Genomic DNA, 26,307 nt, shown 5'->3' with positions numbered 1-26,307 from the left:
GTCGTCCTCGCAGACGGCGAGTCCGGCCAAAGAACGCAGCCCGCCAGCAGCAAGGCCCCCTCTCGATGATCCCCCAAGGATGCCTTCGCCAACTCGTCATAGAGCTTCACTATGCGGATGAAGGCCGGTGGGCCATCCGACCCTATTGACTTCCATAGTCAACCATTATCTTTCCTTTATGCATGACAAGACAGTGAAGTACGAGCAGGAGCTCCTTGGTCGCGTTGAGGACGGCTTTGACCTCAAACGCGTTCCTGCCCGGGAGACCCCTAGGGGGGAGACTCAGGTGAACGAGTCAGACTTCATCTTTATCGCGTCCGGTCACTGTCCCACCTGTCACGCTCCTGGCCAACAAGGCACAGGGCGCGAGAACGTGATATTCACTGGGCTAGCACCACCTTGGATTGACGTAGTTATCGATTGCTCTTGCGGGTTTGGCCACGGCGGAGAAGGGGAGAAGACAGGATGCGGCCGGACTTGGTCGGTAGGAGCGTTCTTCGACGAATGGAAGCTGACCGATGAGTAGTGCGCAGCAGACCCCGCCTCCGCCGCCCCCCAGTGCGGGTGATTACGAGACTGAAAAGCTGCTCAAGAAAAGCGACGCGAGTCTGCTCAGTGATGTTCGCTCGCGGGCAGATAAATGGTCAGCTGGCCTTACCGCTTTGACCGGCCTCCTCACGACTGCCCTCCTCGTCAAGGGACCGGAAGGAATACTGGATGTTCCGGAACCCTTTCGTGTCTTGGTTGCAGTACTGATTAGCATCGCGCTCTTGCTGCTGATCATTGCGACGCTGCTCATCTACAGCGCCGCCTACGGTTCGCCAACTGGGATGCCCGTTTTAAGTCGGCAGCTGTCGGGCTTGCAGGTCCGCTATATGAAGATCCGCGAAAGCGCAGCGAAGAGTGCGTTCAAATCCATGCAGATCGCGATCGGGCTCACTGTGCTGGCCGTCTTCCTACTGTTTGGAACCACCATGTTTACCTGGTTCGCAAAGAGTGGCAGCAGCCAAGTGGTGACAGGTGCCTGCATCCAAGTTGACGGAGTAACGATCAAACTTGGAGAGCTACAGGCGGTAGACGGGCGACGACAGCTGGCTGTTGTCCCCTGCCCCGCCTAGAGAGAGCGCTCCATGCGGGTTCCCTTGCAGGCAGTTGTCTCCATGTCGCCCCCCGGGGATAAGGCGGGCTCCGCCCAATTCGGCCTTCTCCTAGACATTCAAACACGGGCGCATCCCACACGGTGAGGCCCAGGCAGATGGTCCTGGATGAAGCCGCCACACCGGTGCTGGATCAACGTGCACGACGCGTCATGTCACTGCGGCACCGCCGCGGTCGCTGCCGCCGATCAGGCTTAGTGCGGCTACTGCCTCGGGCACTCGAGTCTTCCCAAAGCTTCGGAAGGCAGGTCATGTCGCCGGGGCAGGAGGTTCTTCATCTCCCCACACACCTCCCTCCCGCACACACGCACGCTTGGCTCAGGGGACGATCCCCATCCCCCGTCTTAAGGTCTGGGTATCCCGATGCCATGCCTATGCCCATCTGTCCTCAACGCCGCACTCAGCAGGGTCCCGAACCGTGCAGAATGTCGCGCTGAGGCGGAGCTGAGATCCACATTTGAGGACTCAGGTGTAGGAAGTGCCCTCGAAGCGATCCACCACCAGATCATCCACGGTCGGAGGAGACCCATGAAGGACACCCCAGCAAGCCTGCCCCGCCACCACAGGCCGTCCGCGCCCCTCGACCCGTGGCGCGGCCCGCCCCTGCTGCCTCGGCAGGCCGAGCCGACTGATCCGAACGCCCACCGCCGCCAGGAACAGCGGCTCGACGACCTGATCCGGGCGGGCCTCAGCGAGGAGCAGGCGCTCGCACAGCTCGCGCGCCTCGAGGCCGGCGACCTCTGGAGCGGGTAGACAGGCTCCCCCGGCGGCGCTCCGGCTCAGTCCTCCGCGTCGGCCCTCTCCGGCGCCGCCTCGAGCACCACGGCGCTGCGCGCGGGCACCGTGTAGACCTCGTTGGCGGCGGCGGTCTCCCCCACGAGGTGGTCGGCGCAGGTGGTGAGCACGGTGGTCCACTTGGGCGGGAAGAGGCCGCCGGGGATGAGGTAGTCCACGTCGTTGTCCGCGGCGTTGAGGATCACGAGGAAGTCGGAGTCCCCGGGGGCGCCGTGCCGGCCCACGGCGGGGACGGCGTTGCCGTTGAGGAAGAACGCGAGCGACTTGGCCCAGTCCTCGTCCCAGTCGTCCTGGCCCATGGCGGACCCGTCGGCGTCGATCCAGGCGATGTCCGGCAGCGGGTCGCCCTCGGCGGGGTCCACCGGGCAGCCGTCGAAGAAGTGCCGGCGGCGGAACACGGGGTGGTCGGCGCGCAGCCGCAGCAGACGCTTCGTGAAGTCCGCCAGCTCGGTGTCGGCGTGCTCCCAGTCGATCCACGTGGTGGCGTTGTCCTGGCAGTAGGCGTTGTTGTTCCCGCCCTGGGTCCGGCCCAGCTCGTCGCCGTGGGAGAGCATCGGCACGCCCTGGGAGAGCACGAGGGTGAGCAGCAGGTTGCGCTGCTGGCGGCCCCGCAGCTCGAGCACCGCGGGGTCGTCGGTGGGCCCCTCCACGCCGCAGTTCCAGGAGCGGTTGTCGTCGGCGCCGTCGCGGCCGCCCTCGCCGTTGGCCTCGTTGTGCTTGCCGTTGTAGGAGACCAGGTCGCGCAGGGTGAACCCGTCGTGGGCGGTGACGAAGTTGATCGAGGCGCTGGGCCGGCGCCCGTGCTCGGCGTACAGGTCGGCGGAGCCGGCCACGCGCATGGACAGCTCGCGCAGCGTGCCGGGCTCGCCGCGCCAGAAGTCGCGCACGCAGTCGCGGAACTTGCCGTTCCACTCGGTCCACTGGGGCGGGAAGTTGCCCACCTGGTAGCCGCCCGGGCCCACGTCCCACGGCTCGGCGATGAGCTTGGCGCGGGAGAGGACCGGGTCCGCGGCCGCGAGCTCGAAGAACGGCGAGACCATGTCCACGTCCCCCTCCTCGCGGGCCAGGGTGGCGGCGAGGTCGAACCGGAACCCGTCCACGTGCAGCTCGGTGACCCAGTACCGCAGCGAGTCGAGGACCAGCTGGAGGGTGAGCGGGTGGCCCACATTCAGGGAGTTCCCGGTGCCGGTGTAGTCCATGTAGTAGAACTCGTTGCCCGGCACGAGGTGGTAGTAGGCGGCGTTGTCGATCCCGCGGTAGGAGAGGTGGGGGCCCAGGTGGTTGCCCTCGGCGGTGTGGTTGTAGACCACGTCGAGGATCACCTCGATCCCGGCGCGGTGGTAGGCCTTGACGAGCTCCTTGAACTCGTAGATCTGCTGCCCGTGGTCCCCGGAGGAGGAGTAGAAGGAGTGCGGGGCGAAGAAGCCGATCGTGTTGTAGCCCCAGTAGTTGGCCAGGCCCTTGTCCAGCAGGGTGGAGTCGTTGACGAACTGGTGGATTGGCATGAGCTCCACCGCGGTGACGCCGAGCTCGGCGAGGTAGCGCACGACGGCGGGGTGGGCCGCCCCCGCGTACGTCCCGCGGAGCGCTTCGGGGACCTCGGGGTGGAGCTGGGTGAGGCCCTTGAGGTGCGCCTCGTAGATGACCGTCTCGCTGTACGGGGTGCGCGGGTGGGCGTCGCCCTCCCAGTCGTACTCGCCGTGGTCCACGACCACGGAGAGCATGCTGTGGCCGAGGGAGTCGGAGGTGTCCATGGTGGCGGGGTCGCCGAAGACGTAGGCGTGCATCTGCTGGCCCCACTCGTTGCGGCCGGAGACGGCGAGGGAGTGCGGGTCAAGGAGCAGTTTGGAGGGGTTGAACCGCAGCCCGCGGGCCGGGTCCCAGGGCCCGTGGACGCGGTAGCCGTAGTGCTGGCCGGCGGCGCAGGCGGGCACGGTGCCCTCCCACCGCACGGCCTGCCCGGAGGCGGTGTCGCCCACCCTGGCGAGGTCGAAGCAGCGCTGCTCCCACGTCTCGTGGTCCACGAGGCAGACCTCCACCCGCTCGGCCTCCGGGGCGGTGGCGAGGGCGAAGCCGGTGCCGGCGGCGGTGGGCCGGGCGCCCCAGTAGGCGTCCTGGGTGTTTGGCTCCATGGGCCGAGGGTAGCGGAGAAACGGCACACGCGGACGGATGGTCCGCCCTCCACGGCCAGCCCCCGGCGCACGGCTACAGTGGGAGCCCTGTGGGCCGTCCGTCTGGGAGGAGGCGCACGCATGGACTTGGCCTTCGACGAGGTCGACGCGCCGCCTGCCCGGCGCACCTGGCTCTGGCTAGGCGTGGCGGGCGTGGGCACGCTCCTGCTGGTGCTGTTCCTCGTCGCACCGGCGGCCGCCGCGGTGGCCGGGCTGATCCTGCTCTCGGCGATCCCGCTCGCCGTGCTCGCCGGGACGAAGCGCACGACGGCGCCGCTCGCCGCCGCGGGCGCCGTGGCCCTCGTGGCGCTGGGCGGGTCTGCCGTGGCGCTGGCGGTCGAGTCGCACGGGGCCGGCCGCATGCAGGACACCGTGACCGCCCGCACCAAGCCCGCGACGGCCCCGCCGAGCGACCGCGCCGCCGTCGGCACCCGCCCCCGCCCGCATGCCGCCACCGCTCCCCCGCCGCAGCAGGCCAGGACGGCGCCGCGCGCTCCCCAGCGCGCGCCGCTGGTGCCCCTCGTGCCCCCGGCACGGCCTGCCGCCCCCGCGGCCCCGGCGCCGGTCCCCGCCGCTCCCCCGCCGGCCGCGCCGACCGTCCCCGCAGCGCCGGCTCCGGCACCGTCTCCGTCCGCTCCGCCGGCCGCCCCGGCAGCGCCGAGGATCGTGGACGTCTCCGCGAACGTGGCCTGGGGACGGCTCACCCTCGAGGCCCGGACGCAGCTGTGCGCCGCGGCCCCCATGCAGGGCATCGCCGTCCCGCGCGGTCAGTGCCGCTGACCGGCAGCGTCACACTTCAGCCAGCGCCGTCGCCCCTGTCCGCCGCGCCCTGTCACGTCCTAGCCTTGTTCCGAGGCGAAGCACTGGCGACGGGAGGCCGGGCGATGGGTTCCAGGATCCTTGCCCTCGGCGACAAGGTGACGTTCCATGACACGGGGCGCCGGCCGTTCAACGTCCGCGCGGTGTCCCCGGACGGCAGCGTGGTGATCCTCTCCCGGCCCGTGGGGCACGGGGACTCGGCCGAGTACACGATGATCGACTGGCACCAGGGGATGCGCGGGACGGACGGCACCGCCGGCGCCGGGATCCGCATCGCCTCGCAGGCCCACCACCGGCTGCACCGCTTCTTCACCGAGCGGGCGTCGCTGCGCGACGGCGACGTGCCGGCCACCCAGTCGATCCTGGCCTTCGGCGACTGGACCCCGGTGCAGATCGCCACGGTGAACGGGCGCCCCTGGCCGGAACTGCACCAGGCCGCCTCCGAGCACGGGTGAGGTGCGGAAGGCGGCCAGGGGCACCGCAACTAATTCCGCCCGTAGTCCCCTGTAGGGCAGCGGCATGCCGTGCACGGGAGAGACTATCGGACAGCCCCACCCCCGGATCCCCCGCACGCTCCACCGCGGCACAGAGCGTCCCACCGAGAAGCGGTAGAACCACCTCTACAAGACCTTCGACGCCCACAGCGATTACACCTCGAGGTAAACCACGCCTAGCTTGGTGCAGGACCGCCGTGTACACCGCCGCCAGCCCCACCGTCAGCAGGAGAAACCGCCGAACGCATACTCGCCACACTCTCATCCAGCCCGGTTCCAGTAATCGCCAGGTTGGCCTAGCCCTGCACCGGTGACGCAAGGCCTAGCTGGCTCGGTTCCACACCAGTGGCGCACCCAGCCGAGTCACCGAGGCCATGCACGGCGTGGGCAAGCCCATCCGCCGCATCGCCCGCGGCGTCCGCAACTTCACCGACTACGGGCTCAAATGCCTGGCTCCCAGCTGGCGTCGACAACCATGGAGAACGATCCTCAACCCCCTTAGATCCGAATGATCCTTCAGCCTCGAAACGCCTCGCCCACACGCTCAGATCCGAGCGCGAAGAATGAGAACCTGACTCACATGCGCCCTACCTCTAATGCTTCACTCGGTCCGACGGATCCTAAGCATGAGGCAGGCTGAAAGCGATCGCAGCGCCACACGCGACAGCAAGCACCGCCGATGACGTCCAAGTGCTCCTATACATAATGATGGAACTACTCAGTTCCTTCATGGGTCTCGTCTGTACGCCGAGAATCAAACTCCCCAACAACTTTCCGATACCGGCCCCGGCGACCACCGCAACCGCTAGACCTGTGAGGCCCAGGAGAAACACTGCAACGCAGGAAGCAACGACCGCCACACACTCACCGATAACGTAGGGCCACACGCGACCGCTCGCAATGCCGTAGTAGTAAGCGGGCACAGCAAGAACTGTCGAACCCCACACCAAAGCCATCACTCCACTGGTGTAAACGAACAGTGGGTCGACACGTTGCAGATAGAGCCATGAAATCAGCGGTGACCCCAAAACCACGCCAGCCATCAGAGTTGCAGCAGCCAGTGCGGCCGTCTTACTGACATTCCGAAAGAGAACCAGCGATTGCGCACCGTCCTTGCCTGTGAGGGATGCAAAGGCCGCGATAGTGGGCTGCAAAGCCATTGTTGCTACGTTTCGCACTTGGTACACCATGCGATAGGCCATCTCGAAGATCCCAAGCACCTGAGTGCCTGCCATCGCAGCGATGACGGTCTTTACAGCCGGCTCAAACATAAGATTTGCCATCGATCCAAACTGAAGCTTGACCCCGAACCCTAACATTTCCTTCAGCGTCGGCCAGGAAAACCATGGCACCGTCAGCGGAGACCTCACCCTGGCAATAGTTACAAGAAACACCACCTCGAGCGCCAAGGCGACCACGAATTGGGCTGTCTGCGCCCATGCGAGTCCGAACAACCGGTAGTTATGCACCAATAGAAGCGAAAGAACCAACTGCAAAACCGTTCCCGCAATGCCTGCGACGGACCTCAGGTCGGCCCGGTGCACCCCCACAAGGCAAGAATCGATCGCGGTCTTCGTGACTAGAAACCAGAAGTTGAGAATTGCCCACGGGAGCACTGCTCGCGCAGCCTCCAGCTCAGCACCATTCAAAGCGAGACTCAGCCAGTACCACAATGGCAAAGAAAGCGCAAGTGACACGGCCCCCATAGTAAATACCATGAAGGTGATCCCTGTACGCATATATCCTAGAGCCCGGTCGGGGCGTTTCTCCGCGAGAGCACTCGCCACATACCGTGACAGGCTTCCTGAAATCCCCAGGTCAGCGGCCCGGCCGAAGGCACTGGACGCTAGCACAAGCGCCCAAACGCCGAGCATGGACACACCCAATACCTGTACGACATTGCGGTAGATAAGGAATAGAGAAAGGGCATTAACAATGACCTCGGCCGCAGAGAAGAGACCATTTCGACGCAGACTCATGGCTGCACACGCTTCGTCGCGAGGCTTGTCCTGAACCGCAGCGCCGGCCTCTCGACCAAGTACCAAGACCCAGCAGCCAAAGGAAGCGTGAATGCCAAGCTGACCACCGCGTTCCCAAGAGCCGTGAGACCGGGAAGGAGATGTGCCACGCACTGTTGAACCGGAAAGGCATAAATGTAGACGCCGTAGCTGTAGTCATGCATGCGTCGCATCGGAACGAGGAAGGGGGCTTGCCAGAAAGCAGCCCAGAAAACCGCCAGCGCCACCGATGCAATCAACAACGTGGAGAAAACGACTGTACCGAATGACGCCCAAGACGCAAGCGCCATCACTGCGACCATCCACCCGCGTATGCGTATGCGTCCCGAGTACCGACCAGCAATCATGCCCAACACGAATGCCAGTGAAAGCCGATGCAGCTTGGCCATATCGCTGCCGTCCGAAAGAGCTCCCTCGAGGTTGCCTTGGAAACCCGACACCACGAGAAAGGCGCAATATCCCACCGCATACGCGGACAGCGCAATTAGAAAATTGCGCTCGGATTGGAATCCCTTCAAAAGGAAGAGGGCTAACACGGCTAGGTAGCAAGTGAACTCAAACCGAAGCGTCCACAATGATCCGTTCACAACCCCCGGAAGAGCGTTGTTTTCGAACAAGCCGGGAAGAAAATATTCGGGACGGTAAAGAACACCGTTCCCGAGCAAATAATCGCGCACTTGGCCACTAAGGAAATAGTCACTCAGGTGGCTTGAGAACAGTAGACCAAGTATCACAACCGAGATTATCAGCATCACCCAAAGGCCGGGAAATATTCTCAGGGAACGCGCTATGAGGTAGTCCCTCACGCTCTGGCTCTTGACCATCGACCGATAGATGAGCATTCCGCTGATCGCAAAAAAGGCCGTCACGGCGATCCAACCGCCTGAATATCCCATCGACTCTGCCAATGCGTCAGGACGCCCGAGGGCAATGTCTGAGGCGTGCGAAAAGATCACACCCGAAGCGGCTATAAGCCGCATCACATTAAAGTTGTTGGCTCGGGCATCATTCACTGCGAGCATCTCCCAGTTGTGCTTCAACTCTGACCAAGCGCGCGGTCGGCGCGCCGAAGAAAAACAAAGATTTGCTCAAAGGCAGGGAACTTCCATCGAAGCAATAACGCCGTTTGGTGCAAGTTGAGACGAGTCAAGCGACCACGCACCGCCCGCCATTGCTGTCGACTCAGACGACGGCGGATCTCTCGAGTGAGCGGAAGAAGGGGAAACAGGTACGAAGCATATCCGAGCACCCCCGTTTCTCTGGTGAAATGCCGAGCGTAACGTTCGAAATATTTACCTGGGGCGTTTGCCGTCCGCACCAAGCCGACGCCGGCTACTTCCCGGTGTTCGCCTTCGAGCATCGAAAGACCCACAACAAGCCAGTCGTAACCGAACACTGTCACATCGGACGCATAAGCATGTTTGAGTCCTTCGGTCCTGTAGACACCGAAGAGTCGGGAACTGTCCCGCGGATTTTCGAAATACGTTCGAATTCGCTCTATTGGAGTTCCGGCGATGGTAAACGTGCCGCGGGCAAGAGTTTCCGTACCGTCGCCATGCCGGAACGCCACTTGGGTGCAAGCAGCGATCGCCTCTGGGTGGGCATCGAGCGAGGCGATGCATCGTTCCACGAATGTTGGGGAACGTACGTCGTCGTCCGTGGCCCACATGAACAATTCTGTCTTCGCTGCCGCCAAGACCCCTCGGAAGTTGGCGCTCTGTGGAACTGTCTCAGGATGCCGAATATGGCGTACCCGCGGGTCCGTTGTTGCATACTCAGCACAAATCTGCGTAGTGCCATCTGTAGAGGCATTGTCGAAGATCAGTAGCTCGAAGTCTGTGAACGTCTGATCGAGGACGCTTTCGATGCTTGGCCGGATGTGGTCAGCGCCGTTGTAAGTAATCATCCCTACAGTCAGTCTCGGCATCTCAGGCCACCGCCCCGATCGTCTCAATCAAATTGGCCAGAGTTTGCCGAAGGTCCTGGCGACCCTCAGCAATGGGATATCGGCTCGCATAGTCGAAGTCGTCTCCGACCACCGGTGCTTGGCCGATTTGACGAGTCACCTCAGTGGTGCGGCCAGTCAATTCGTAGGCAACGTCCGCGCACAGCTGGGCAAACTGGTACACGCTCAGCGTGCACCTACCGATCGGGTTGACTACCGACCATCCCTGCGGCGTATTCTTGAGCCACTGCATCACGGTAGAAGCGATATCCGCAGTTCCGACGAAGTTCCGACGCTGTTCACCGCTGGACCTGATCGCGATATGGCCGGACTCCACAACTTCACGGGGGAAGGCGAAGGGGATCAAGGACCACCTCCGGAAGTCAGACGGATGTGACAACTCGCCAAAAACCGCGCACGGCCGAAGTGCCACGCCAGATACGTCAGAAGAGCACGACCGCTTGAAGATCTGCTCCGTCGCATAGTGTGCGATCGCGTAGTCGGAGCGAGGATCGGACACGCTTGATTCGTCCTTGTGGCTCACCATCGGGCCGTACACGTGCGCTGACGAAACGTAGACTAATCGCCGCGCGCCCGCCTCTATCGCAGCGCTCACTAGAGCATTAGATCCGAGCGTTGCCGAGCGGAAGGCCCGCTCGGGATTGTCGCGGAAATCTTCGTCGATGACACCCGCACAATGCACTAACGCATCCAGGCGCCCGAAGTCTGCTGAATGGAATGAATTCGGTTCGGCAAGGTCGGCACGAACATGGCAGCTCACGCGGCGTCCAAGTGTCACGACATCATGTTCAGTACTCAATCGGCTTCGGACGGCCGCACCGATCAAGCCGGTCGAGCCGGTCAGCAGGATGCGCATTTGAACTCCTTGGAGAGCGGTTCGTCAGCGAGATCCAATATGCCACTCCAAATCGAAGTCGGGAGCGCCGGCATCCTTGTCTGAGATGACTTCTGGTTCGACTGGAAGCACAATATTGAATCGAGGATCGTTGTAACGAACGATTCGCTCTGCTGTGGGATCGTACGAGTTGGAGACGAAGTACACCATCTCGACATCTTCCGTGAGTGAGAGGAAGCCGTGAGCGCATCCCGCCGGCACGTACATCATTGTGCGGTTGTCTGCCGACAGGGGCGCGGCAAACCATTCGCCAAAGGTCGCCGACTGCTCCCGCAAATCCAGTACGATGTCGAGCAACTCACCACGGATCACTTTCACGACCTTGACCTCGGCGCTCTCACCGAGCTGGTAATGCATCCCTCGAAAGGTGTGCTTCCGGCGACTGAACGAGGTATTGAACTGCACGAAGTTCGTCTCTAGCCCTTGTTTCGTGAATTCGACTGTATCAAAGATCCGTGCAAAGAAACCCCGATCGTCGCTAGCCCGCTCGAGGTCGATTGTGTAGACGCCTGCTAGAAAGCTCTCGGTAAATTTCATTCCTTTGACCTTCTAGTCGTCTTGAGCAGTGCTTCGTATTGCTCTATCTGATGGGTGACCGCGTCTTGCATTGTCACGCCCGCACGCGTCGACCGGATCCAGTCCGCGGTCCACTCAACGGCCTGCCGCCCCGTCAACATGGGTCTCCAGCCGATGGTCCTGGTCGCCAACGACGCATCTAGTGTCAGGAGCTTCATTTCCACTGGGTGGTGCCCCTCAGCCCGCTCCCAAGGGTGTTTGATCGCCATGGCTTCGCCCAGCGACTCCGTCACCTCCCGCACCGTCAACGGTTCCCCGATGACCGGCGCGAAGTTCAGAGCCCGTGGCACGCTGCTCAGAGGATCCGATGCCAGTGCCTCGACATAGTCGAGATAACCGCCGATTGGATCGAGCACGTGCTGCCAAGGGCGCACAGAGTCTGGATAACGCAGAGCAACTCTCCGGCCGCTCTCCATCGCACGCCACACGTCGGGGATGAGGCGGTCTTCTGACCAATCACCGCCACCGATGACATTACCGGCGCGCGCAGTGGCCACAGCAATCCCGAGATTATCGAAGAAGCTATGACGGTACGACAGCACCACTTCCTCACACGCCGCCTTGGAGCTGGAGTATGGGTCATGCCCACCGAGTCGGTCATCCTCAACAAACGCACGACCGGAATCGTCGTTGGCGTACACCTTATCGGTCGTAATAACCAATACGGCCTTCAGGTTTGGCGCGTGTTGGCGCAGTGCCTCCATGACGTTCACCGTGCCCATTACATTGGTAGAGAACGTCGTAGCCGGCTCGCGATAGGAAACTCGCACCAATGGCTGCGCAGCCATATGGATTGCCACCGTTGGGTCCGCAGCCCGCACGCTCCCGGCAAGCGCTAGTGGATCCCGGATGTCGCCGTATACAGAGGACAGCCGCGGCGTATTCAAATTCGGAAACAAGGCCGGGGTCGTGTTGGGCGCCAGGCCGTACCCATGTTGAGTCGCGCCAAGTCGTGAGAGCCATTGTGTGGCCCAGCTCCCTTTGAACCCTGTGTGTCCCGTGACGAAGACTCGCTGGCTTTGCCAGAATTCAGGTGTAGGCATGAAGAACGCTCACCAAACCTTCCATGGAGCCTTGCCCGCTTCCCAGAGGCCTTCGAGATACTGCTTGTCACGCAGGGTGTCCATCGGCTGCCAGAAACCGTCGTGCACGAATGCCCCCAGTTGGCCGTCTCGTGCGAGGCCTTCGAGCGGCTCACGCTCCCAAATTGTGTGGTCACCCTCAACCCGGTCTAAGACGCGGGGGTGCAGCACGAAGAAACCGCCATTGACCTGGCCACCGTCGCCTGCTGGCTTTTCCTCGAAACGCTGAACCCGACCGCGGTCAATAGTGGTCGATCCAAACCGCCCCGAGGGCCGCACCACAGTCAGAGTTGCATCGAGGCCGTGTTCAGCGTGAAACGCGACAAGGGCGTCCAAGTCGACGTCGGCGACTCCGTCGCCGTAAGTCATAAGAAATGGTTCGTCCTCGGCGAGGTACTGCCGCACGCGCTTCAGCCGACCGCCTGTTAGAGTCTCAGCCCCTGTATCGACGAGTTGAACCTTCCATGGCGGCAGGGAATCGGTGGAGAGGAAGCTCACCGACCGCCCCCGCATATCCACTTCAATGGAGGAGTTGTGCATGGCGTAGTTCGCAAAATACTCCTTGATGAAGTATCCCTTGTACCCAAGGCAAACAACAAATTCATTAAATCCGCGCGCAGAATACATCTGCATAATATGCCAAATGATCGGAAAACCGCCGATCTCCACCATTGGCTTCGGGCGCACGGAGGTTTCTTCCGCAAGCCTTGTACCCAGACCCCCCGCTAGCAATACCACCTTCATGGCTACACCGCCTCCCTCATCGCTCCGTCCATCCAAGACAATCTAGCCTCAATGTCCCACTGCTTTGCGCAACACTTGTGCCCTTTCAGCCCAAGAAAATTCTTGCTCACAATCAACGAAGGCTCGCTTCTGTACCGCATCGAGCAAGTCCGGCTGCTCCAACGCCGTGCACACGAGGTCCACTAGGTCAGCCAAGGTTGGCGCTGCTAAGTATCCCTCGCCTTCGGGAGTAGGCAGCCCAACAATCGCGCCGCTCAGTCCCACAACCGGAAGTCGTTGGAAGACGTGTGATAACAGGCGAAGCTTGAATCCACTGCCCACGGTGTCCACGATCAAGCCTGCCCGGGCATCCTTGATCACTGCCCCCAGGTCCTCGGCGAATCCGACTACCTCGACCCGGGGATAGTCCTCGACGATCTGCGCTCGCAGCTTGTCGGGGATATCGCCGACCACGAGGGTTTCGATCCCGGCTGACTCCAGACGCTCGTAGGCGACGTGAAGCCAGTCCAACAACACCTGCTGCTTCTGCTCGGACCGTCGTCCCCCCAAAATTAGTACCCGCCGTGGCACAGCTTCGGTGATGTCTCGGACGGTAACAACTGGTCCGTCATAACCTGGGAGAATCGGAAGATACTTAGGAGCCGGGTCGATGGTTCGAAAGGAATCGGCATCGGCGGGATTGATTACGGTCACGATGTTACAGTGCCGGATCAGCGCGTTCTCCCAGTGACGGACTTTTCTGAGATCAAAAGCAGCAGCCAGCTTTTTCCAAAACCCAATTTTGTAGCTGCGATACTTTCCGGCGCGGGTCGGATATTCCCACTCGTGCGACACGTAGACCAGCTTGGTCGTGGGATATTTGCGCCTGTAGGATCTCGCCTTAGGCAGCGCAAAGGCGACGCCGATATTATCGAGAACGATCGCATCCCACGCGTTTTGGCGTAACAGCGCAGAGAGCTCCTGCCGATACGCTCTGGTGGCCCCCTTCCAAGCGATCAAGGGAAGTACTGACATAACTGAACCAGCGCGGGTAGTTCGTGGTGGGTCGACGATCTGCCAATTCACCCGCCGCTGACCAAAACGACGGCGAGCACCGCTGTCAGCGCAGAGCACTGTAACGTTAGCGACGGTCGACCAGGCTTCTATTACGCCACGGCTGTATACAGAGTCTCCCGCACCGGCTGGTTCGTAAGGGAAGACTTTGGTCAAGTAGAGGATGCGCTTCTTCGGGCAGGAAATCGGTTCAGACACTTGCCGCAGCCTATCGCGATTTCGCCGGAGACCAAGTGGCCATCGTGTGGCCCTGTAATGCACGAGTGACACCATAAAGCGTAGCGATGAGCGCCAGCACAATCTCAGTCACTTGGGCGATAATTCCTCGGCGAACCCGCAACCCAGCCACGATGGCGACGCCGCCGATCGCGACGATGATTAGACCTGTCCAAGGAGAGATGAGGAAAGCTATCGCGAAGCAGAGGAGGACCGCGATAACGAGGAACAGGCCGCCAAACCATCTCGCAGCTTTGCGCGAGGAGTATTTGAATCTATCGATTGCGGACATTCGACGCAATCGAGGACGCAGGTACAGGTGCGTGTGGAAAGCACGGGCCGCTATACGCATCTTGCGCGCGAATTCGTCGTCTCGTGCCGAAACAAGTCGTTCGTAGGCAATGACATCGTCGGCCTTCACCAGACGCCGACCTGCGAACACGGCCGCCATCGAGACCGTGAGATCATCCAGGACCGTGTCCGGAAAATCCGGGTATAGCTCCCGGCGCAGTGAAAAAATCGAGCCATCGGCGCCCATGACGTTACCGGTACGTGACTCGAGCGACTTTAGCTTCTCCTCCAGACGCCAATATGCCCCCCCAACCGAGGCAGTCACCGTCTCCGCCGAGTTCAGATAACGGAGGGTCCCGCAGACACCACCGATCAACGGATCGCGATACCAGTCGAGTAGATGATCGATTGCGTCCGGATCAAGTATCACATTGGCGTCTGTAAAGACGAGAACGTCTCCTGTCGCCATGCCTGCCATCTGCTTCATGCCGTAGGCCTTACCCCTGCGTCCGACACCCTCCACCACGGTGACCAAGTCCGGACGCGACCTCAGACGTTCCAGCGTGTCGTCCGACGACCCATCATTGTATGCGAGCACCTCCAGATGGCCATAACGCCGTTTCAGGATTTCGATGTTCTGAAGCTTTTCGATCAGTGCCGCGCCCTCGTTGTACGCGCTGAACATCAAAGTCACCGTCTTCGGCCGTGACCCGGTGTCGTCCACTTTGATCGCGGGCAGCAGCCGAAGGAAAAGGGGATAGATCGCGTATGGGTAGACAACTGCTAATACAAAAAGTACCAGCAGCATTACCAAAATAAGCATCACAAACTCCCCCAATATATTCTGCTATCCAGCGAATAGTGGCCTATGCAGCACTAGGCAACGGTCATTGTTCGCAATGTGACCGAAGACACGGGCTCATCGAGTCGGCTGTACCGTGAGGCCGCGATCATCGACGGAGATCCCACTGTTGAATACGCCGTTGCCCGTCACGCATCCGCTCACCAGCCAACTGTAGCGTGTGGGACCTTGCCGTCATCACAGCCCGTCCACCTGAGGCCACCGTAGTCAGTGCACCACCGGTCGCGGTAGCGGGCGGCTGGACACTCTGTATTTCGGTCCTCAGCGAGTTCAGGAGTAGTGCCACCTTCTTTGCCTCCCGCGAGACCGCGCTGGTCGCGCCCTCGATCGGGATGCGCGCCCAAAGGGCTCTCTACCTGCTCTCCTCGCACGTGGTGTCACGCGCGCCAGCCCAGCGTGGGCCGCGGCGTCGAGGGTGTGTGATTGACGTGACGTGACGTTCTCAACGCATCGGCCTGCCGTGCCTTTGAGGAGCGCCTCGCGTCAGTGAGCCCAGGTGAGGTGCCGTAGGTGGCTAGTTCGGCGGCGCGCTCGACGCACCATCCGCCGCTAATCGAGTGTCTCTCGTGCTTCTGTTCATTCCTGAAAATTCGCTAGGCCAGGGCAGCCAGCGGAGCGCTACTGCCGGGTGCAGCGCACCGGAGGCCACGCGCTGGAGCCACACGCGGACAAGACTGCCCCCTTGTGGGGCTTCGACCAGAACCACCGGGCCAGAGGCCTTTGTGCTGGCGGTGACCAGCAGGCGCCGCCGGCTGCACCCCCGAGCAGACGCACCCGGTCCATGCTTGGAGTAGCCGCGGATCTCTATGATCGCGGTTTCGAGGTCCACGAACGCGAGTGGCCTCCCCGGGTTGGCCAGGGGTGCCCCGGCGGCAAGGTTCGCCAGGAGGCCGCATCTGGCGCATGTGCACCAAGGCGGGAGCGCGCACGAATCCAGCCCTGTGGGCGCGTAGCAGTCGCGGAGAGCTCCTTCACGGCGCCAGCGAAGCCCGCGGATGGTCGGCAGTAATGCCTATGCAATCCTTCTCGTGATGAGCCTGCATGTGCATGACATGGCGGAAGTGTGTAGCCACCGGCTGGATGACTACGGTGGCTTGCGACCCAAGCCACCATCAAACTGGCCACAGTAGGACACTCAGCGACATCGCACACGTCGTGGCTGCCGTGGTCGACTACGCCGGTACTATCGAGTGGGAATCATCAAAGCCCGATAGAGCACCACGGGAGCTCCTGGCCGTCAGGGACCGGAACCTGTCAGCTGGGCAACCCAGATTGAGCTGAATGACGACCTTCGCGGCACGATAAGCTGGTTCCGCGAACATCCCAATGACTTCTGAAGGTAGAACCGTACCTTGATGGGTCTGGGGCAGGGGGGGACATATGAAGATCAGCGTCATCGGTACCGGATATCTCGGCGCAACGCACGCGGCCTGTATGGCTGAACTCGGGTTCGAAGTGCTCGGTGTAGATGTCGACGTGGCCAAGGTGACCGCCCTAGCGCAAGGGAACCTGCCGTTCCATGAACCTGGGCTTCCCGAGTTGCTTCGCAAGCATGTCGCCACCGGCCGACTACGCTTCACGACCTCCTTCGAGGACGCTGGGACTTGGGCGGACGTTCATTTCGTCGCAGTGGGCACGCCTCAACGACCAGGCGAGGATGCCGCAGACTTGGCGTTTGTGGATGCCGCCGTCCGGTCACTGGCCGAGCACATCACAAAGGATGCCCTTGTCGTAGGCAAGTCGACGGTGCCTGTCGGAACAGCTCGTCGCCTCCGCTCACTGCTCGATCGGCACGCTAATCCGGCCTTGAAGATAGGTCTGGCTTGGAACCCCGAATTCCTTCGCGAGGGATTTGCCGTGCGCGACACGCTCTCCCCGGATCGCCTCGTCTTCGGTGTCGACAACGCTCACGACGAAGATGTCCTACGGACCACATATGCGGATGCGCTGGCCAAGCAGACACCACTCATCGTCACCGACTTCGAGACTGCCGAGCTGGTCAAGGTGGCCGCCAATGCGTTTCTCGCGACGAAGATATCCTTCATCAACGCCTTCTCCGAGATAACCGAGACGGTTGGGGGCGACATCCGTACCCTCGCCGACGCGATCGGCCATGACATTCGGATCGGCAGGCGCTTCCTTAACGCCGGCGTAGGCTTCGGAGGAGGCTGTCTGCCCAAAGATATCCGGGCTCTTCAGGCCAGGGCCAGTGAGCTGGGACTCGACAGATCCATGCGTTTTCTCTCTGAGGTCGACTTGATTAACCTCCGTCGCCGCGACCGCGTGGTCCATCTCGCCGAGGCGATGCTCGGCGATCTACCGGGCAAGAAGATCGCGATTCTCGGCGTAGCCTTCAAGCCCGACAGCGACGATGTGCGCGACTCACCTGCACTCGACATCGCCGTACGCCTGTTCAATAGCGGCGCCGACGTGTCGGTATATGACCCCGAAGGCAACGCCAACGCAGCAAGACGCTTCCCCCGGCTCGGCTATGTCGATTCGCTCGATGCGGCCGCATTAGACGCGGACCTCGTTCTGCTGCTGACGGAATGGAATGAGTTCCGCCAACTGAAGCCCGAGGACCTATCGAACCTCACTCTCGGCCAAAAAATAATCGACGGCCGGAACGTGCTGGATTCTGCAGAATGGGAAGCTGCAGGATGGGAGTTCGTGGCCCTAGGACGCAGGCATGCTTCGGCATCTACCAACCGGTTGATGCCGGTATGAAGCTTACACACAGAAGCATGATCGGCGGGATATCGGCTGCGAAACACTTCAAACACCAGCGGACGCAGCTACCGATCATGCTCAGTGACCTCGTCTGCGTAGTCTGGGCAGTAACGGGGGCGCAGATTCTCCGATTCGGCTCAGACGATGACGTCACAGTCCGTGGCTCCAACGCTTCCTATGCCACGATTGGCGTCCTAATTGCCGTTGGCTGGTGGATTTTTCTCACCTTTTCATCCTCCCGTGAGCCAATGATCCTCGGTCATGGAATGGAAGAGTATAATCGGGTCACAAAAGCGACCCTATGGTTTTTTGGGGGGATTGCACTCGGATCCTACGTCTTCAAGCTTGATCTAGCGAGAGGGTATGTGGCGATCGCCTTGCCACTAGGTTTAATAGGCCTGCTCTTTGCCCGTTGGACACTTCGATCGGTTCTCGTGGCACGAAGGAACAGTGGCGGTGACCTTCGTCGCGTCATGGTATTGGGGGCTCCCGCTACTGTCAGCCATTTAGCAGTACAGTTAGGAAGCACGCCTGCGGCCGGCTATGCGCCAGTGGCCGCCTACGTCCCAGAGCCCCATGACGCGACCGCGGGGCAGGTCTGGCCACATGTCGCATTGGTCAGCGGACCGGCCGAATGCACCTCTATTCTGCGGGCTCTCGAATCTAATGACGCCGACACACTCGCTATATCCAATGGCGCGGCGCTTCCCCCACGAACACTCCAGGAGCTCGGGTGGCAGCTGTCCGCGCGAAATATCGCGATGGTGGTTGCTCCTGCCCTTACTGATGTGGCTGGGCCGCGTATTCACACCCAGCCGCTTGCCGGGTTGCCTCTAATCCATGTCACTACACCGAAACTCGATGGCTTTCGCGGCACCCTGAAACGAGTTTTCGACATCTGTGGTTCAGCTCTGATCATCTTGCTGCTCTCGCCGGTACTGGTTGCCGTGGCACTCGCGGTCAGGCTATCTAGCCCGGGACCCGTCCTCTACTCTCAAGTTCGGATCGGCCAAAGCGGGCAGCCCTTCAAGATGTACAAGTTTCGATCCATGGTCACCGACGCAGATGCAATGCTGGCAGATCTGCTTAAAGCGCAGGGTTCCGCGGACAAGCCGCTCTTCAAGGTCGAGAACGATCCTCGGATTACGAAGATCGGCGGAGCCCTTCGCCGGTATTCCCTCGACGAACTCCCTCAGTTATTTAATGTTCTCCTTGGGACTATGAGCTTAGTCGGCCCTCGACCCCAACGGGAGGCCGAAGTAGCGCTGTACGACGACTACGCGCACCGGCGTCTCATCGTGAAGCCTGGTATGAGCGGACTCTGGCAGGTTAGCGGGAGATCCAACCTAACCTGGGAGCAGGCCCTACGCTTCGATCTCTACTACGTTGACAACTGGTCGCTCCTCAATGACCTGACAATCCTGGCCAAGACGTTCAAGGCTGTCGTGGCCAAGGAGGGCGCCGTGTAGAAGCAGGCGAAGCGGCGTGACGCTACGTATACCTGTAAAGCTATGGCGGCGCCTCTGTGCCTCGCTGGAGGCGTCGGCGAGCTTGTGGCTGGACGATGACCGGCCAGGCTGGTGCGCGTGGCTGGTACCGCAAGACGGTAGCTCGGCGGGAATGGTTCCGCTTTTCTAGCGTGTCGCGATCACGTTGTTGGGGGGCTGTTACTCGTACTCATAAGCGCTTCGTGGGCGCTCGAATCGCTGCCGCCGACCTCGGAGGGGATACAGCGAAGCGGTCTTCAGGCCTGGCGTCCTTGGCTGCCGGGTACCAGCACGAGCCGGCCAGCTCGCGAGCGACGGTGGGGCGCTGGCGCCGGTCGGGGACGCCCACCCGCCGGGGGCGTATGCGCAGGTAGCCCTCACCACCGGGTGCCCACCTGCGGTCGGAACAATGTCTCAAGCGGCCCGTCTCGTCTTGCCGAACACATATCGCGCGATGGTGCCAGATGGTCTCGACAGGAGGCGAGGCTCATGGACGTCGCCGGTCTCTGTGGTCGGCCCAGGCGCCCGGGCCGCACCCGAAGAATGCTCGGCCGTGTCAGTCCTACGAAGACCCGTCGTCGCCCCGGCAAACCGGTGCCAGTCCCCGAGTTCCACTCGCCTGGGAGCCAGATTAGCGTGCTCACCTCGCGCCGGCAGCCCAGACAGTGTACTAGCGGTGCGGACTCTCTTCGGGCCGCCTCCTCTAGGGCCGCATCGGGTCTGCCGCCGCGGCCCTTGACCATCAGCGCGGCGAAGACGATCCGGGTGGCAGGCGATGCCCGCTGCGGCAAGGCTCGCGGCGCAGCCACCCAACGTGGGCACCAGTCCAGGCGGCCCGCCTTGGTGAAAGATGCCGTGACGGAGCCGCGACTTCCGGCCCCGGTGCCGGGCCCATCCCAGATCCCCCGCGGCAGTCCTCTTACGCCCGTACGAGGTCCAAAGCGGGCCTCATGCTTCGCAGTCGGACTAGGGACGGGGTGACCTCGTCCAGGCAGCAGCCTGTCCCGGTGCACCACGTCCTTGGCATCGATCTTGCCGGGTCTCCCGAGGGTCGCTGGCGCTCTGGAAGAGACGACGACCCACCTGATACCGTGTCAGGTCAGGGCCCTCGAGAGACTGAACCCCGCCGGGATGGGCGGCATCCGTGCCCAAGGCCTGCGAAATCGAACACGAACACTGCTTCTGGGAACGTGGACAGCCACCGAGGTCGTCTGATGGTGCACGGATCGCACTGACAGAGATTTACCCGGCCGCTGCCGTCCAACCTTTCCTGCCCCAGCACCGTCAAAATAACCGCCAGATCAGTCCGTAGAGATAGAGGACCTAGAGCGATTCACGACGACGGCCGGGCTCCCGGGACGCTGTGTCACTGCGACGATCGCAAAAAGTGCCACGGCCAGCCAGGTTGTGGGCGACTCGAAGGCGCCCTCGGTGTACCAAACGATCCATGCACACACGAGTGTTCGTAAAGGATGCTTGACTCCGACAGAGGTCAGCAAGCGGACCACGATATAAGTTAAAACGGCTCCGCCAACCAAGCCCATACTTATCCATTGCCACCAGAATCCATTAGCCAACATCGTGTGTGTGTTGGCCCCGACATACCACGGCCAACGGTCGAAGGCACCAGCCGTCTCCCAAACTTGGACGACGACGGGAGCTACGCCATCGACATTGCCGAGGCCGTAACCCAACAGAGGATAGTTGCTGAGCGACTGCAGCGCGACATAGGGGCCGGAAGTCACGCGTGCGAAAAAACTACCGGTTTCGCTGGATCCGAAGTTTCCCAACAGGTCAATGAAGTTTGGGGAAGCTAGAATGGCTGCACCCATACCGACCCATGCGAAGAGACGAAGATTGGCGTATCGTCCTTTTGGCCAGAAATGCCACAGAACGGTCGCAAGAAGCACGAACAGGATCGAGGTACTTGGCGCCAGTGCATAGCCGACACCAACCATCACGAGAAGGCGGATCCAGCTCCGAACGCTGCCGCGATTCTTGTCCAACAAAAATACGAGAACAGCGGAAAAGATCCATGACTGCGCAAGGAATGAGGGCTCCGAAGCAAGGGCCGTGGGACGTGCACCACCGTAGATTACAGTATCGCGGATTTCGCTGTCATAGATACTTCTGGGCGTCCCCGCGTAGATCGCCTCAGTGATATTCGTCATCGCGCTTCGAAAAACGAATGCATCTAGGGCCGTGAGCACCATAAGCAGCACCCAGAAACCATAGAAAAGTCTCTGCAGTCCTAGCGCGGGAAGTCTTGACGCAGCGAGGACGATTGCCAGAGTGCATATGACAGACGCAACTAATTGAGCGCCGCCCCGTAGACTTTCGACAAGATTGCTCATCGGGGCAAACGTCAACAGGGGGTGGATCGTGACCACGACGATCAGTGCAAAAAGAGGAATTGCTGCCCGGCGGATTAAGCTACTTGCATGAGCGATCGCCAGTAGCGCCCCTGGGACCAGGATTAGATAGTTCGGCACTAAGACAGAGCCGTCGCCGGAATAGATCGACAGCCTCAAGTGGAACCCGACCAAACACGTAGCTAGTAATACGTAGGTGAGGGCGGCGTGCCAGCTCCGCAGCGAAGGCCGGGTATGGACCGAGTTCTCATCACTTACCCGCATCGCATCCTCCAAATAAGCTACCCGTTAGCGCCGTGCGGGGCAGAGGCACAAAGCTCAAGAGCGAAGTCGAAACTGAGCAGCCTAAAATGGGTGAGGTTTGCCTTGAAACGGACAGGGACTCTTCTTGGGGCAGCGAGACCATCACCTGTGATGCCCCGGGATAGAGGTGCGTCGTTCCGCCTGTTTGCACGTTAGCCCTCGCCAAGGCTTACACCCAGCTCGGTGCTGGCTAACGAGTCAAGCGGTACAAATGTCGTGGTGGGGATAGCGGTAATTCCCCCCGGACCCGCGCCTTGCACGAGAAGTGTGAGCTCATTGAGATGAAGTAGGAAGTCGGGGCTGAGATACTGCGGGCGCCCCTCTCGCAATTCTCGCGCCATTTCTGCCACGCCGACGAACTTGTCTTGCGCATACACCTCGCGTCGCCTAATGCCCTCCAGTAGCCTTTGTTTGAGCGATGGAGCCACTAGATTTGTGCTCTCTACCGCATGGGACTTCCAATTCCTCGTAAGCTTTATCCTGCGGCCTCCGATTCCGAAGAGCCGGCCGAGACTCGGATGCTCACGGAGGGTGCGAAGCTTCCGCGCGTTGAGGCTTTTCGATGTAAACCTTTCTAGGAAGACGGGGGCGCGGTACTGTCGATATCCGTCTACGCAGATCTCGCCTTCCCGGCCGATGATACGCATCCGGTGGTCTCGGGGAGCGACGACACTGCAGGTGATCCTGGCTGCAGCGCCGTTGGCGAACTGGATGTTGGCGACGGAGAAGTCGGGCGTTCCAACAAGGCGAGGCAAGGCCTCAGCCTTGTTCTCGATAAGCTCGCTTGAGAACGCTGTTACGGACACCGCCGGGCCAAGCAAACCACAGATCCAGACGAGGTGATAGCCGAGATGTTCGTACGTGCACCCCTCGAGGATCTCTTCGTGCAGCGGCCAGGGAGCACCTGTCGGGCTGGTCACCTTATCGAAGCCCATGTGGTGAATCGGATTATCATCCAATTCCGCATAAACAAGAAGCGGTTTGCCGATAGCACCCGACTGGACTGACTCGAAGACCGTGCGCACGCTGTCACTAAAAATGTTGGAGGGCGCCGCGTAGACTCTGACACCGTTCGCCTCCGCTATTCGGAAAAGCTCACGCGATTGCTCAAGACTCTTGGTTAGAGGCTTTTCGGAATATACGTGCTTGCCCGATTCGAGGGCTTTCTTCGTGATGTCGAAATGAGAGTCGATGTTGGTCAAGTTGATGACCGCATCAACGTTTGGGTCGGCAAGCAGGTCATCAAATGTGGAATATGTATGGAAACCGTAGCGGGCGCTTACAGCTTGCATCCGCTCGGGTCTTAAGTCGTAGACTCCCGATACTATTAGTTCTGGGTGCGCCTTAATGGTGCGCATGTAGATATCGAAGACAAAACCGCACCCGACGATGGCGAGTTTCATAGGTGTGCCTGCTTTCTTATCTCCCATTCGAGTGTGGCCGATTCAGCAGCTTCGTGATGCGGCGTCAAGAGCAGAATGGTAGCGGGCTCACTGTTCAGATAGCGTCGCACCCACTCACCCGCCTGAGGCAAACTGATATTGCCCCGAGTCACCTCGATTACTGCAGACGTCGAGCCCATACGAAACTCGACCGACCGCTGGGTGTGACTAACAAGAGTCCATTCGCCCGCAATGGTGAGGCGGACGCGAGCGTCATGGCCTACCTCCCAGACGTCCGTGATCCGCGCCAGCCCAGGCGATACGGTGATACTGCGGCACACATCCTGTCCATCGGGCAAAGAAAGATGCCCAGTCACATGGTTGGCTGACGCATCAGGCCCGAACCATGCCTCGTTCATCCGGCCCACCCGAAAACAGCCAGCGTATTCGACTGGTTCTAGCCCGCGGCAATGCGGGCCGTTGTGGCTGCTCGCAGACCTTTCAAATGTCCGGCGCGAGCCCGTGGAGTACTGGAATGTACCAGGATCGACTATGAATCGTTGGTCCGCGACGTCTGCCTCGATGGAGAGGAAATCGGCGTGCCCATGGCCAGGATTCCAGCGCGGGCCGATCGGTCCGGCATCCATAAGGACGAAGATGTCGTCGGACTCCAGCCGGGCGTAACCCGCGTCAGGCAGCAGCGCAAGCGGAGCCGTGGTGTGTTCGCCGGCCACACGCGATAGCGGGGGGACCTCGCCGAACCAGCTGTCGTTGAACAGCGCGATCTCACCGTCGGGATGGGACATCGTTGCCCAAGCCTGGAGTGCCTTAGCCAACGTGCCGCTGGCGAGTTGTCGCGTACCTTTCGTAAGGAAAGGTGTATTGGCGAACACGTCGAGGGCCATCGCCGTCAGGCCCTGATACATGGCCGATCGCTCGATCATGAACCCATCCCTCAACACGCACGCCTCAATGCTGCGCCTGACCTCACGGTCAAGGCTCGCGGCGACTCGTGGGGGCACGAACTCGGCGCAAGAGTAGTAGAAGCATAGCGCGGCGAGATTGCGCTCAACGTGGTTGTTCTTCAGTTCGTGCTCGATGTTCGCCGCCACGAAGCTGACGTTCCAGCGCAGGAAGGATTCGATTTCCTGCTGCAATGACCTGTCGATGGAAGGATAAGAGAGGATATACCCACTAAGGATGGCCAGTACTCGGTGTGACACGCTGTACGGGAACCAGTAAGAGGAAAAGCATCCTGATTTCCCGAATGTCGCTTGCTCACGATAACCAGCGAGTAACGCCTTCACAGCGTCGCGATGACGCTGGTCTCCCGCTACCAGCATTGGACATATAAACCCCATGTGCCCCAGCTTCATGCGCCAGAGATGAAAATCATCCTCGGCAGCGATGGTGTGATGCCAGTCAATTTCGGCGGGGCTGGGAAACTGCACAGATTGCCCAAAGAAGCTAAAGCGATTCTGAAGGACATCGTCGATCGTTGCTATGTACTCGTCGTAATAGTATTGCGCGATCGCCTTCGCCAGGCGGATCCTGTTATCACTCATCAAGTCACGGTCCAGTCTCGGCGTGGCCCGTGTTTGTCTTGTGATGAGTGACGCATACGCCGAAGGGAATCGACGGGCTAAAGCATTACGGAGTTTGCGTTTGATGTGATACGCAATTTGCCTCGGAGATAGGCGGGCCACGGCACGGATGAGGGGGCGAATGGAGTTCACTGCTACAGCACCAACGTCACAGAAAGTTCAGCCCCGCGTCCCGGGCCGCTCTCGTCGACGCCCTGAGACTGGCGAGACGGGTGGTTCCCACCAGCGGAAGGTCGATACGCGGGTCACCTACCACTTCGACAATTCGATGTCGGGCGAAGCTCTCAGCATCATTCCGGGAGGAAAGTGCGCCCACCCCACCGAAAATTTCACGGCCGACAATAGTCACTCCCGCGGCATTGGCGCGCGCCAGGGTCGCATCGTAGCTCGCGGACCCAGGGTGGAGGGGTACCTGCAAGGCGCCCACACGATCGTCCGTAAGCGCAGCGAGCGCGGTTTCGACATCATCCACTGAGACGCCAATGCAGCCGATCTTCCCAGCTGCTCGGGCGCTGTCAAGCGCACTGACAGCTTCGCCGTTGAGAATAACCTCGACGTTTGGGCTGTGGAGCATAAAAACCTCGACTTGTTCACGGCGCAATCTGCGGAGTGTGCCCTCTAGGCTCCGAACCAGATGCCGTGCGTCCCATCGGGCGGGTAATGGCGTAGACCGTGCTGCCGACAGCTGATGACGAGCGCCAACAGAACGGCGGACGGTGGATCGCATCGTCCCCTTCAGTGGACCTAACATGCGACGGCGCAACTGATGGTATTTGCCTGCTTTCGAAATCAGTACGCAATCGTCGTGTCCGGCTATTGCTGCTCCAATTGCCTTCTCGCTGTCGCCTTGCCCGTACACATTCGCGGTATCAAATACACGCACGCCTTCCTCAAGCGCGGCATGCAGAAGCGCCCGCGCTTCTCTCGGCGAAGCGCCATTCACTGAGCCGAGTCGACTACAGCCAAGCCCGAGTTTCAGCCCGCCTTGCGGGACTAGCGTGTAGGTATGCACTGGTTCACCTCGCGGTCTCAGGGGCTGATGTTCGAATCCTAACGGCCCACCGGACTGTCAGAGAAATGGGCTCTTCACGGATTCATTGGGAAATGAACCGGTGCGGCAGAGGGTGAAGGGCCTCCTAGCTCTACCGGAAGGCGCTGCCCGGGCATGCTGTCGCCGCAGAGACTGTGCCGGCGGCCGGCGCCGTTGCCTGTTTCATGGCCAGGGCGATGAACAGAACCACGGCCCAGAGCCCACAGGCGCAATGCCACTCGGGGCATGGCTCTGCTTCT

At 61.0% G+C, this 26,307-nt stretch carries 20 protein-coding genes; 6 read left to right on the top strand and 14 right to left on the bottom strand.

Annotated features, from left to right (window positions below; genetic code table 11):
- Nucleotides 1-518 precede the first annotated feature (518 nt).
- Nucleotides 519-1,118, top strand: coding sequence for a hypothetical protein (locus tag ACYVKZ_RS03575; protein ID WP_460990646.1), 600 nt, complete (start codon nucleotides 519-521; stop codon nucleotides 1,116-1,118).
- A 567-nt stretch (nucleotides 1,119-1,685) separates the two neighbouring features.
- Nucleotides 1,686-1,910, top strand: a complete 225-nt coding sequence (locus tag ACYVKZ_RS03570) for a hypothetical protein (protein WP_460990645.1) — start codon at nucleotides 1,686-1,688, stop codon at nucleotides 1,908-1,910.
- Nucleotides 1,911-1,936: 26 nt separating this feature from the next.
- Here ACYVKZ_RS03570 and glgX read toward each other — a convergent pair whose 3' ends face one another.
- The gene (gene glgX / locus ACYVKZ_RS03565) at nucleotides 1,937-4,084 is read right to left on the bottom strand and encodes a glycogen debranching protein GlgX (protein WP_460990644.1); all 2,148 of its coding nucleotides are present in this window, start codon (nucleotides 4,082-4,084) and stop codon (nucleotides 1,937-1,939) included.
- Between the two features lie 120 nt (nucleotides 4,085-4,204).
- Here glgX and ACYVKZ_RS03560 point away from each other — a divergent pair, with 120 nt between their 5' ends.
- Together ACYVKZ_RS03560 and ACYVKZ_RS03555 are read left to right on the top strand one after the other, a co-directional pair.
- On the top strand, nucleotides 4,205-4,903 hold the full coding sequence (locus ACYVKZ_RS03560) for a hypothetical protein (protein ID WP_460990643.1): 699 nt from the start codon (nucleotides 4,205-4,207) through the stop codon (nucleotides 4,901-4,903).
- Nucleotides 4,904-5,007: 104 nt separating this feature from the next.
- On the top strand, nucleotides 5,008-5,397 hold the full coding sequence (locus ACYVKZ_RS03555) for a hypothetical protein (protein ID WP_460990642.1): 390 nt from the start codon (nucleotides 5,008-5,010) through the stop codon (nucleotides 5,395-5,397).
- 659 nt (nucleotides 5,398-6,056) lie between these two features.
- Here ACYVKZ_RS03555 and ACYVKZ_RS03550 read toward each other — a convergent pair.
- From ACYVKZ_RS03550 to ACYVKZ_RS03510, 9 genes are read right to left on the bottom strand one after another with little or no spacing between them, the layout of a single operon-like run.
- Nucleotides 6,057-7,415 (bottom strand): oligosaccharide flippase family protein, encoded by a 1,359-nt coding sequence (locus ACYVKZ_RS03550; RefSeq protein ID WP_460990641.1) that lies wholly within the window; start codon nucleotides 7,413-7,415, stop codon nucleotides 6,057-6,059.
- On the bottom strand, nucleotides 7,412-8,476 hold the full coding sequence (locus tag ACYVKZ_RS03545) for an acyltransferase family protein (protein WP_460990640.1): 1,065 nt from the start codon (nucleotides 8,474-8,476) through the stop codon (nucleotides 7,412-7,414). Before ACYVKZ_RS03545 ends, ACYVKZ_RS03550 begins: the two co-directional genes overlap by 4 nt.
- 14 nt (nucleotides 8,477-8,490) lie before the next feature.
- A complete protein-coding gene (locus tag ACYVKZ_RS03540; protein WP_460990639.1) occupies nucleotides 8,491-9,360 on the bottom strand; it encodes a glycosyltransferase family 2 protein in 870 nt (289 codons plus the stop codon).
- A gap of 22 nt (nucleotides 9,361-9,382) precedes the next feature.
- On the bottom strand, nucleotides 9,383-10,276 hold the full coding sequence (locus ACYVKZ_RS03535; protein ID WP_460990638.1) for an NAD-dependent epimerase/dehydratase family protein: 894 nt from the start codon (nucleotides 10,274-10,276) through the stop codon (nucleotides 9,383-9,385).
- Nucleotides 10,277-10,300: 24 nt separating this feature from the next.
- Nucleotides 10,301-10,852 (bottom strand): dTDP-4-dehydrorhamnose 3,5-epimerase, encoded by a 552-nt coding sequence (gene rfbC / locus ACYVKZ_RS03530; protein ID WP_460990637.1) that lies wholly within the window; start codon nucleotides 10,850-10,852, stop codon nucleotides 10,301-10,303.
- Complete coding sequence (rfbG, locus tag ACYVKZ_RS03525; protein WP_460990636.1) at nucleotides 10,849-11,934, bottom strand: CDP-glucose 4,6-dehydratase; 1,086 nt, start codon at nucleotides 11,932-11,934, stop codon at nucleotides 10,849-10,851. Before rfbG ends, rfbC begins: the two co-directional genes overlap by 4 nt.
- Before the next feature lie 9 nt (nucleotides 11,935-11,943).
- Nucleotides 11,944-12,717 (bottom strand): glucose-1-phosphate cytidylyltransferase, encoded by a 774-nt coding sequence (gene rfbF / locus ACYVKZ_RS03520; protein ID WP_460990635.1) that lies wholly within the window; start codon nucleotides 12,715-12,717, stop codon nucleotides 11,944-11,946.
- A gap of 48 nt (nucleotides 12,718-12,765) precedes the next feature.
- Complete coding sequence (locus ACYVKZ_RS03515) at nucleotides 12,766-13,968, bottom strand: glycosyltransferase (RefSeq protein WP_460990633.1); 1,203 nt, start codon at nucleotides 13,966-13,968, stop codon at nucleotides 12,766-12,768.
- A 10-nt stretch (nucleotides 13,969-13,978) separates the two neighbouring features.
- Nucleotides 13,979-15,100 carry a glycosyltransferase gene (locus ACYVKZ_RS03510; protein ID WP_460990631.1) on the bottom strand — a complete coding sequence of 374 codons (1,122 nt, stop codon included), beginning with the start codon at nucleotides 15,098-15,100 and terminating at the stop codon, nucleotides 13,979-13,981.
- A gap of 1,419 nt (nucleotides 15,101-16,519) precedes the next feature.
- Between ACYVKZ_RS03510 and ACYVKZ_RS03505 the strand changes: the two genes are divergently transcribed.
- Together ACYVKZ_RS03505 and ACYVKZ_RS03500 are read left to right on the top strand one after the other, a co-directional pair.
- Nucleotides 16,520-17,866 (top strand): UDP-glucose dehydrogenase family protein, encoded by a 1,347-nt coding sequence (locus ACYVKZ_RS03505; protein ID WP_460990630.1) that lies wholly within the window; start codon nucleotides 16,520-16,522, stop codon nucleotides 17,864-17,866.
- A 17-nt stretch (nucleotides 17,867-17,883) separates the two neighbouring features.
- Nucleotides 17,884-19,338 (top strand): sugar transferase, encoded by a 1,455-nt coding sequence (locus tag ACYVKZ_RS03500; RefSeq protein ID WP_460990629.1) that lies wholly within the window; start codon nucleotides 17,884-17,886, stop codon nucleotides 19,336-19,338.
- Between the two features lie 1,319 nt (nucleotides 19,339-20,657).
- Here ACYVKZ_RS03500 and ACYVKZ_RS03495 read toward each other — a convergent pair.
- The 4 genes from ACYVKZ_RS03495 to ACYVKZ_RS03480 form a co-directional block, all read right to left on the bottom strand.
- Entirely contained in the window at nucleotides 20,658-21,710 is a 1,053-nt protein-coding gene (locus tag ACYVKZ_RS03495; RefSeq protein ID WP_460990628.1) for a hypothetical protein, read from the bottom strand.
- A 473-nt stretch (nucleotides 21,711-22,183) separates the two neighbouring features.
- Nucleotides 22,184-23,434, bottom strand: coding sequence for a Gfo/Idh/MocA family protein (locus ACYVKZ_RS03490; RefSeq protein WP_460990627.1), 1,251 nt, complete (start codon nucleotides 23,432-23,434; stop codon nucleotides 22,184-22,186).
- Nucleotides 23,431-24,978 (bottom strand): heparinase II/III family protein, encoded by a 1,548-nt coding sequence (locus ACYVKZ_RS03485; protein ID WP_460990626.1) that lies wholly within the window; start codon nucleotides 24,976-24,978, stop codon nucleotides 23,431-23,433. The genes ACYVKZ_RS03490 and ACYVKZ_RS03485 overlap by 4 nt, the downstream gene beginning before the upstream one ends.
- A gap of 187 nt (nucleotides 24,979-25,165) precedes the next feature.
- The gene (locus ACYVKZ_RS03480) at nucleotides 25,166-26,029 is read right to left on the bottom strand and encodes an aldo/keto reductase (RefSeq protein ID WP_460990624.1); all 864 of its coding nucleotides are present in this window, start codon (nucleotides 26,027-26,029) and stop codon (nucleotides 25,166-25,168) included.
- Nucleotides 26,030-26,307 lie beyond the last annotated feature (278 nt).

The sequence above is a fragment of the Sinomonas soli genome, assembly GCF_054782415.1.
This window is presented reverse-complemented; position numbering and strand designations above follow the sequence as displayed.

Coding starts and splice junctions, on each gene's coding strand:
- ACYVKZ_RS03575 (WP_460990646.1), top strand. CDS start 519: ATGAGTAGTGCGCAGCAGACCCCGCCTCCGCCGCCCCCCAGTGCGGGT.
- ACYVKZ_RS03570 (WP_460990645.1), top strand. CDS start 1,686: ATGAAGGACACCCCAGCAAGCCTGCCCCGCCACCACAGGCCGTCCGCG.
- glgX (WP_460990644.1), bottom strand. CDS start 4,084: ATGGAGCCAAACACCCAGGACGCCTACTGGGGCGCCCGGCCCACCGCC.
- ACYVKZ_RS03560 (WP_460990643.1), top strand. CDS start 4,205: ATGGACTTGGCCTTCGACGAGGTCGACGCGCCGCCTGCCCGGCGCACC.
- ACYVKZ_RS03555 (WP_460990642.1), top strand. CDS start 5,008: ATGGGTTCCAGGATCCTTGCCCTCGGCGACAAGGTGACGTTCCATGAC.
- ACYVKZ_RS03550 (WP_460990641.1), bottom strand. CDS start 7,415: ATGAGTCTGCGTCGAAATGGTCTCTTCTCTGCGGCCGAGGTCATTGTT.
- ACYVKZ_RS03545 (WP_460990640.1), bottom strand. CDS start 8,476: ATGCTCGCAGTGAATGATGCCCGAGCCAACAACTTTAATGTGATGCGG.
- ACYVKZ_RS03540 (WP_460990639.1), bottom strand. CDS start 9,360: ATGATTACTTACAACGGCGCTGACCACATCCGGCCAAGCATCGAAAGC.
- ACYVKZ_RS03535 (WP_460990638.1), bottom strand. CDS start 10,276: ATGCGCATCCTGCTGACCGGCTCGACCGGCTTGATCGGTGCGGCCGTC.
- rfbC (WP_460990637.1), bottom strand. CDS start 10,852: ATGAAATTTACCGAGAGCTTTCTAGCAGGCGTCTACACAATCGACCTC.
- rfbG (WP_460990636.1), bottom strand. CDS start 11,934: ATGCCTACACCTGAATTCTGGCAAAGCCAGCGAGTCTTCGTCACGGGA.
- rfbF (WP_460990635.1), bottom strand. CDS start 12,717: ATGAAGGTGGTATTGCTAGCGGGGGGTCTGGGTACAAGGCTTGCGGAA.
- ACYVKZ_RS03510 (WP_460990631.1), bottom strand. CDS start 15,100: ATGCTTATTTTGGTAATGCTGCTGGTACTTTTTGTATTAGCAGTTGTC.
- ACYVKZ_RS03505 (WP_460990630.1), top strand. CDS start 16,520: ATGAAGATCAGCGTCATCGGTACCGGATATCTCGGCGCAACGCACGCG.
- ACYVKZ_RS03500 (WP_460990629.1), top strand. CDS start 17,884: ATGATCGGCGGGATATCGGCTGCGAAACACTTCAAACACCAGCGGACG.
- ACYVKZ_RS03495 (WP_460990628.1), bottom strand. CDS start 21,710: ATGAGCAATCTTGTCGAAAGTCTACGGGGCGGCGCTCAATTAGTTGCG.
- ACYVKZ_RS03490 (WP_460990627.1), bottom strand. CDS start 23,434: ATGAAACTCGCCATCGTCGGGTGCGGTTTTGTCTTCGATATCTACATG.
- ACYVKZ_RS03485 (WP_460990626.1), bottom strand. CDS start 24,978: ATGAGTGATAACAGGATCCGCCTGGCGAAGGCGATCGCGCAATACTAT.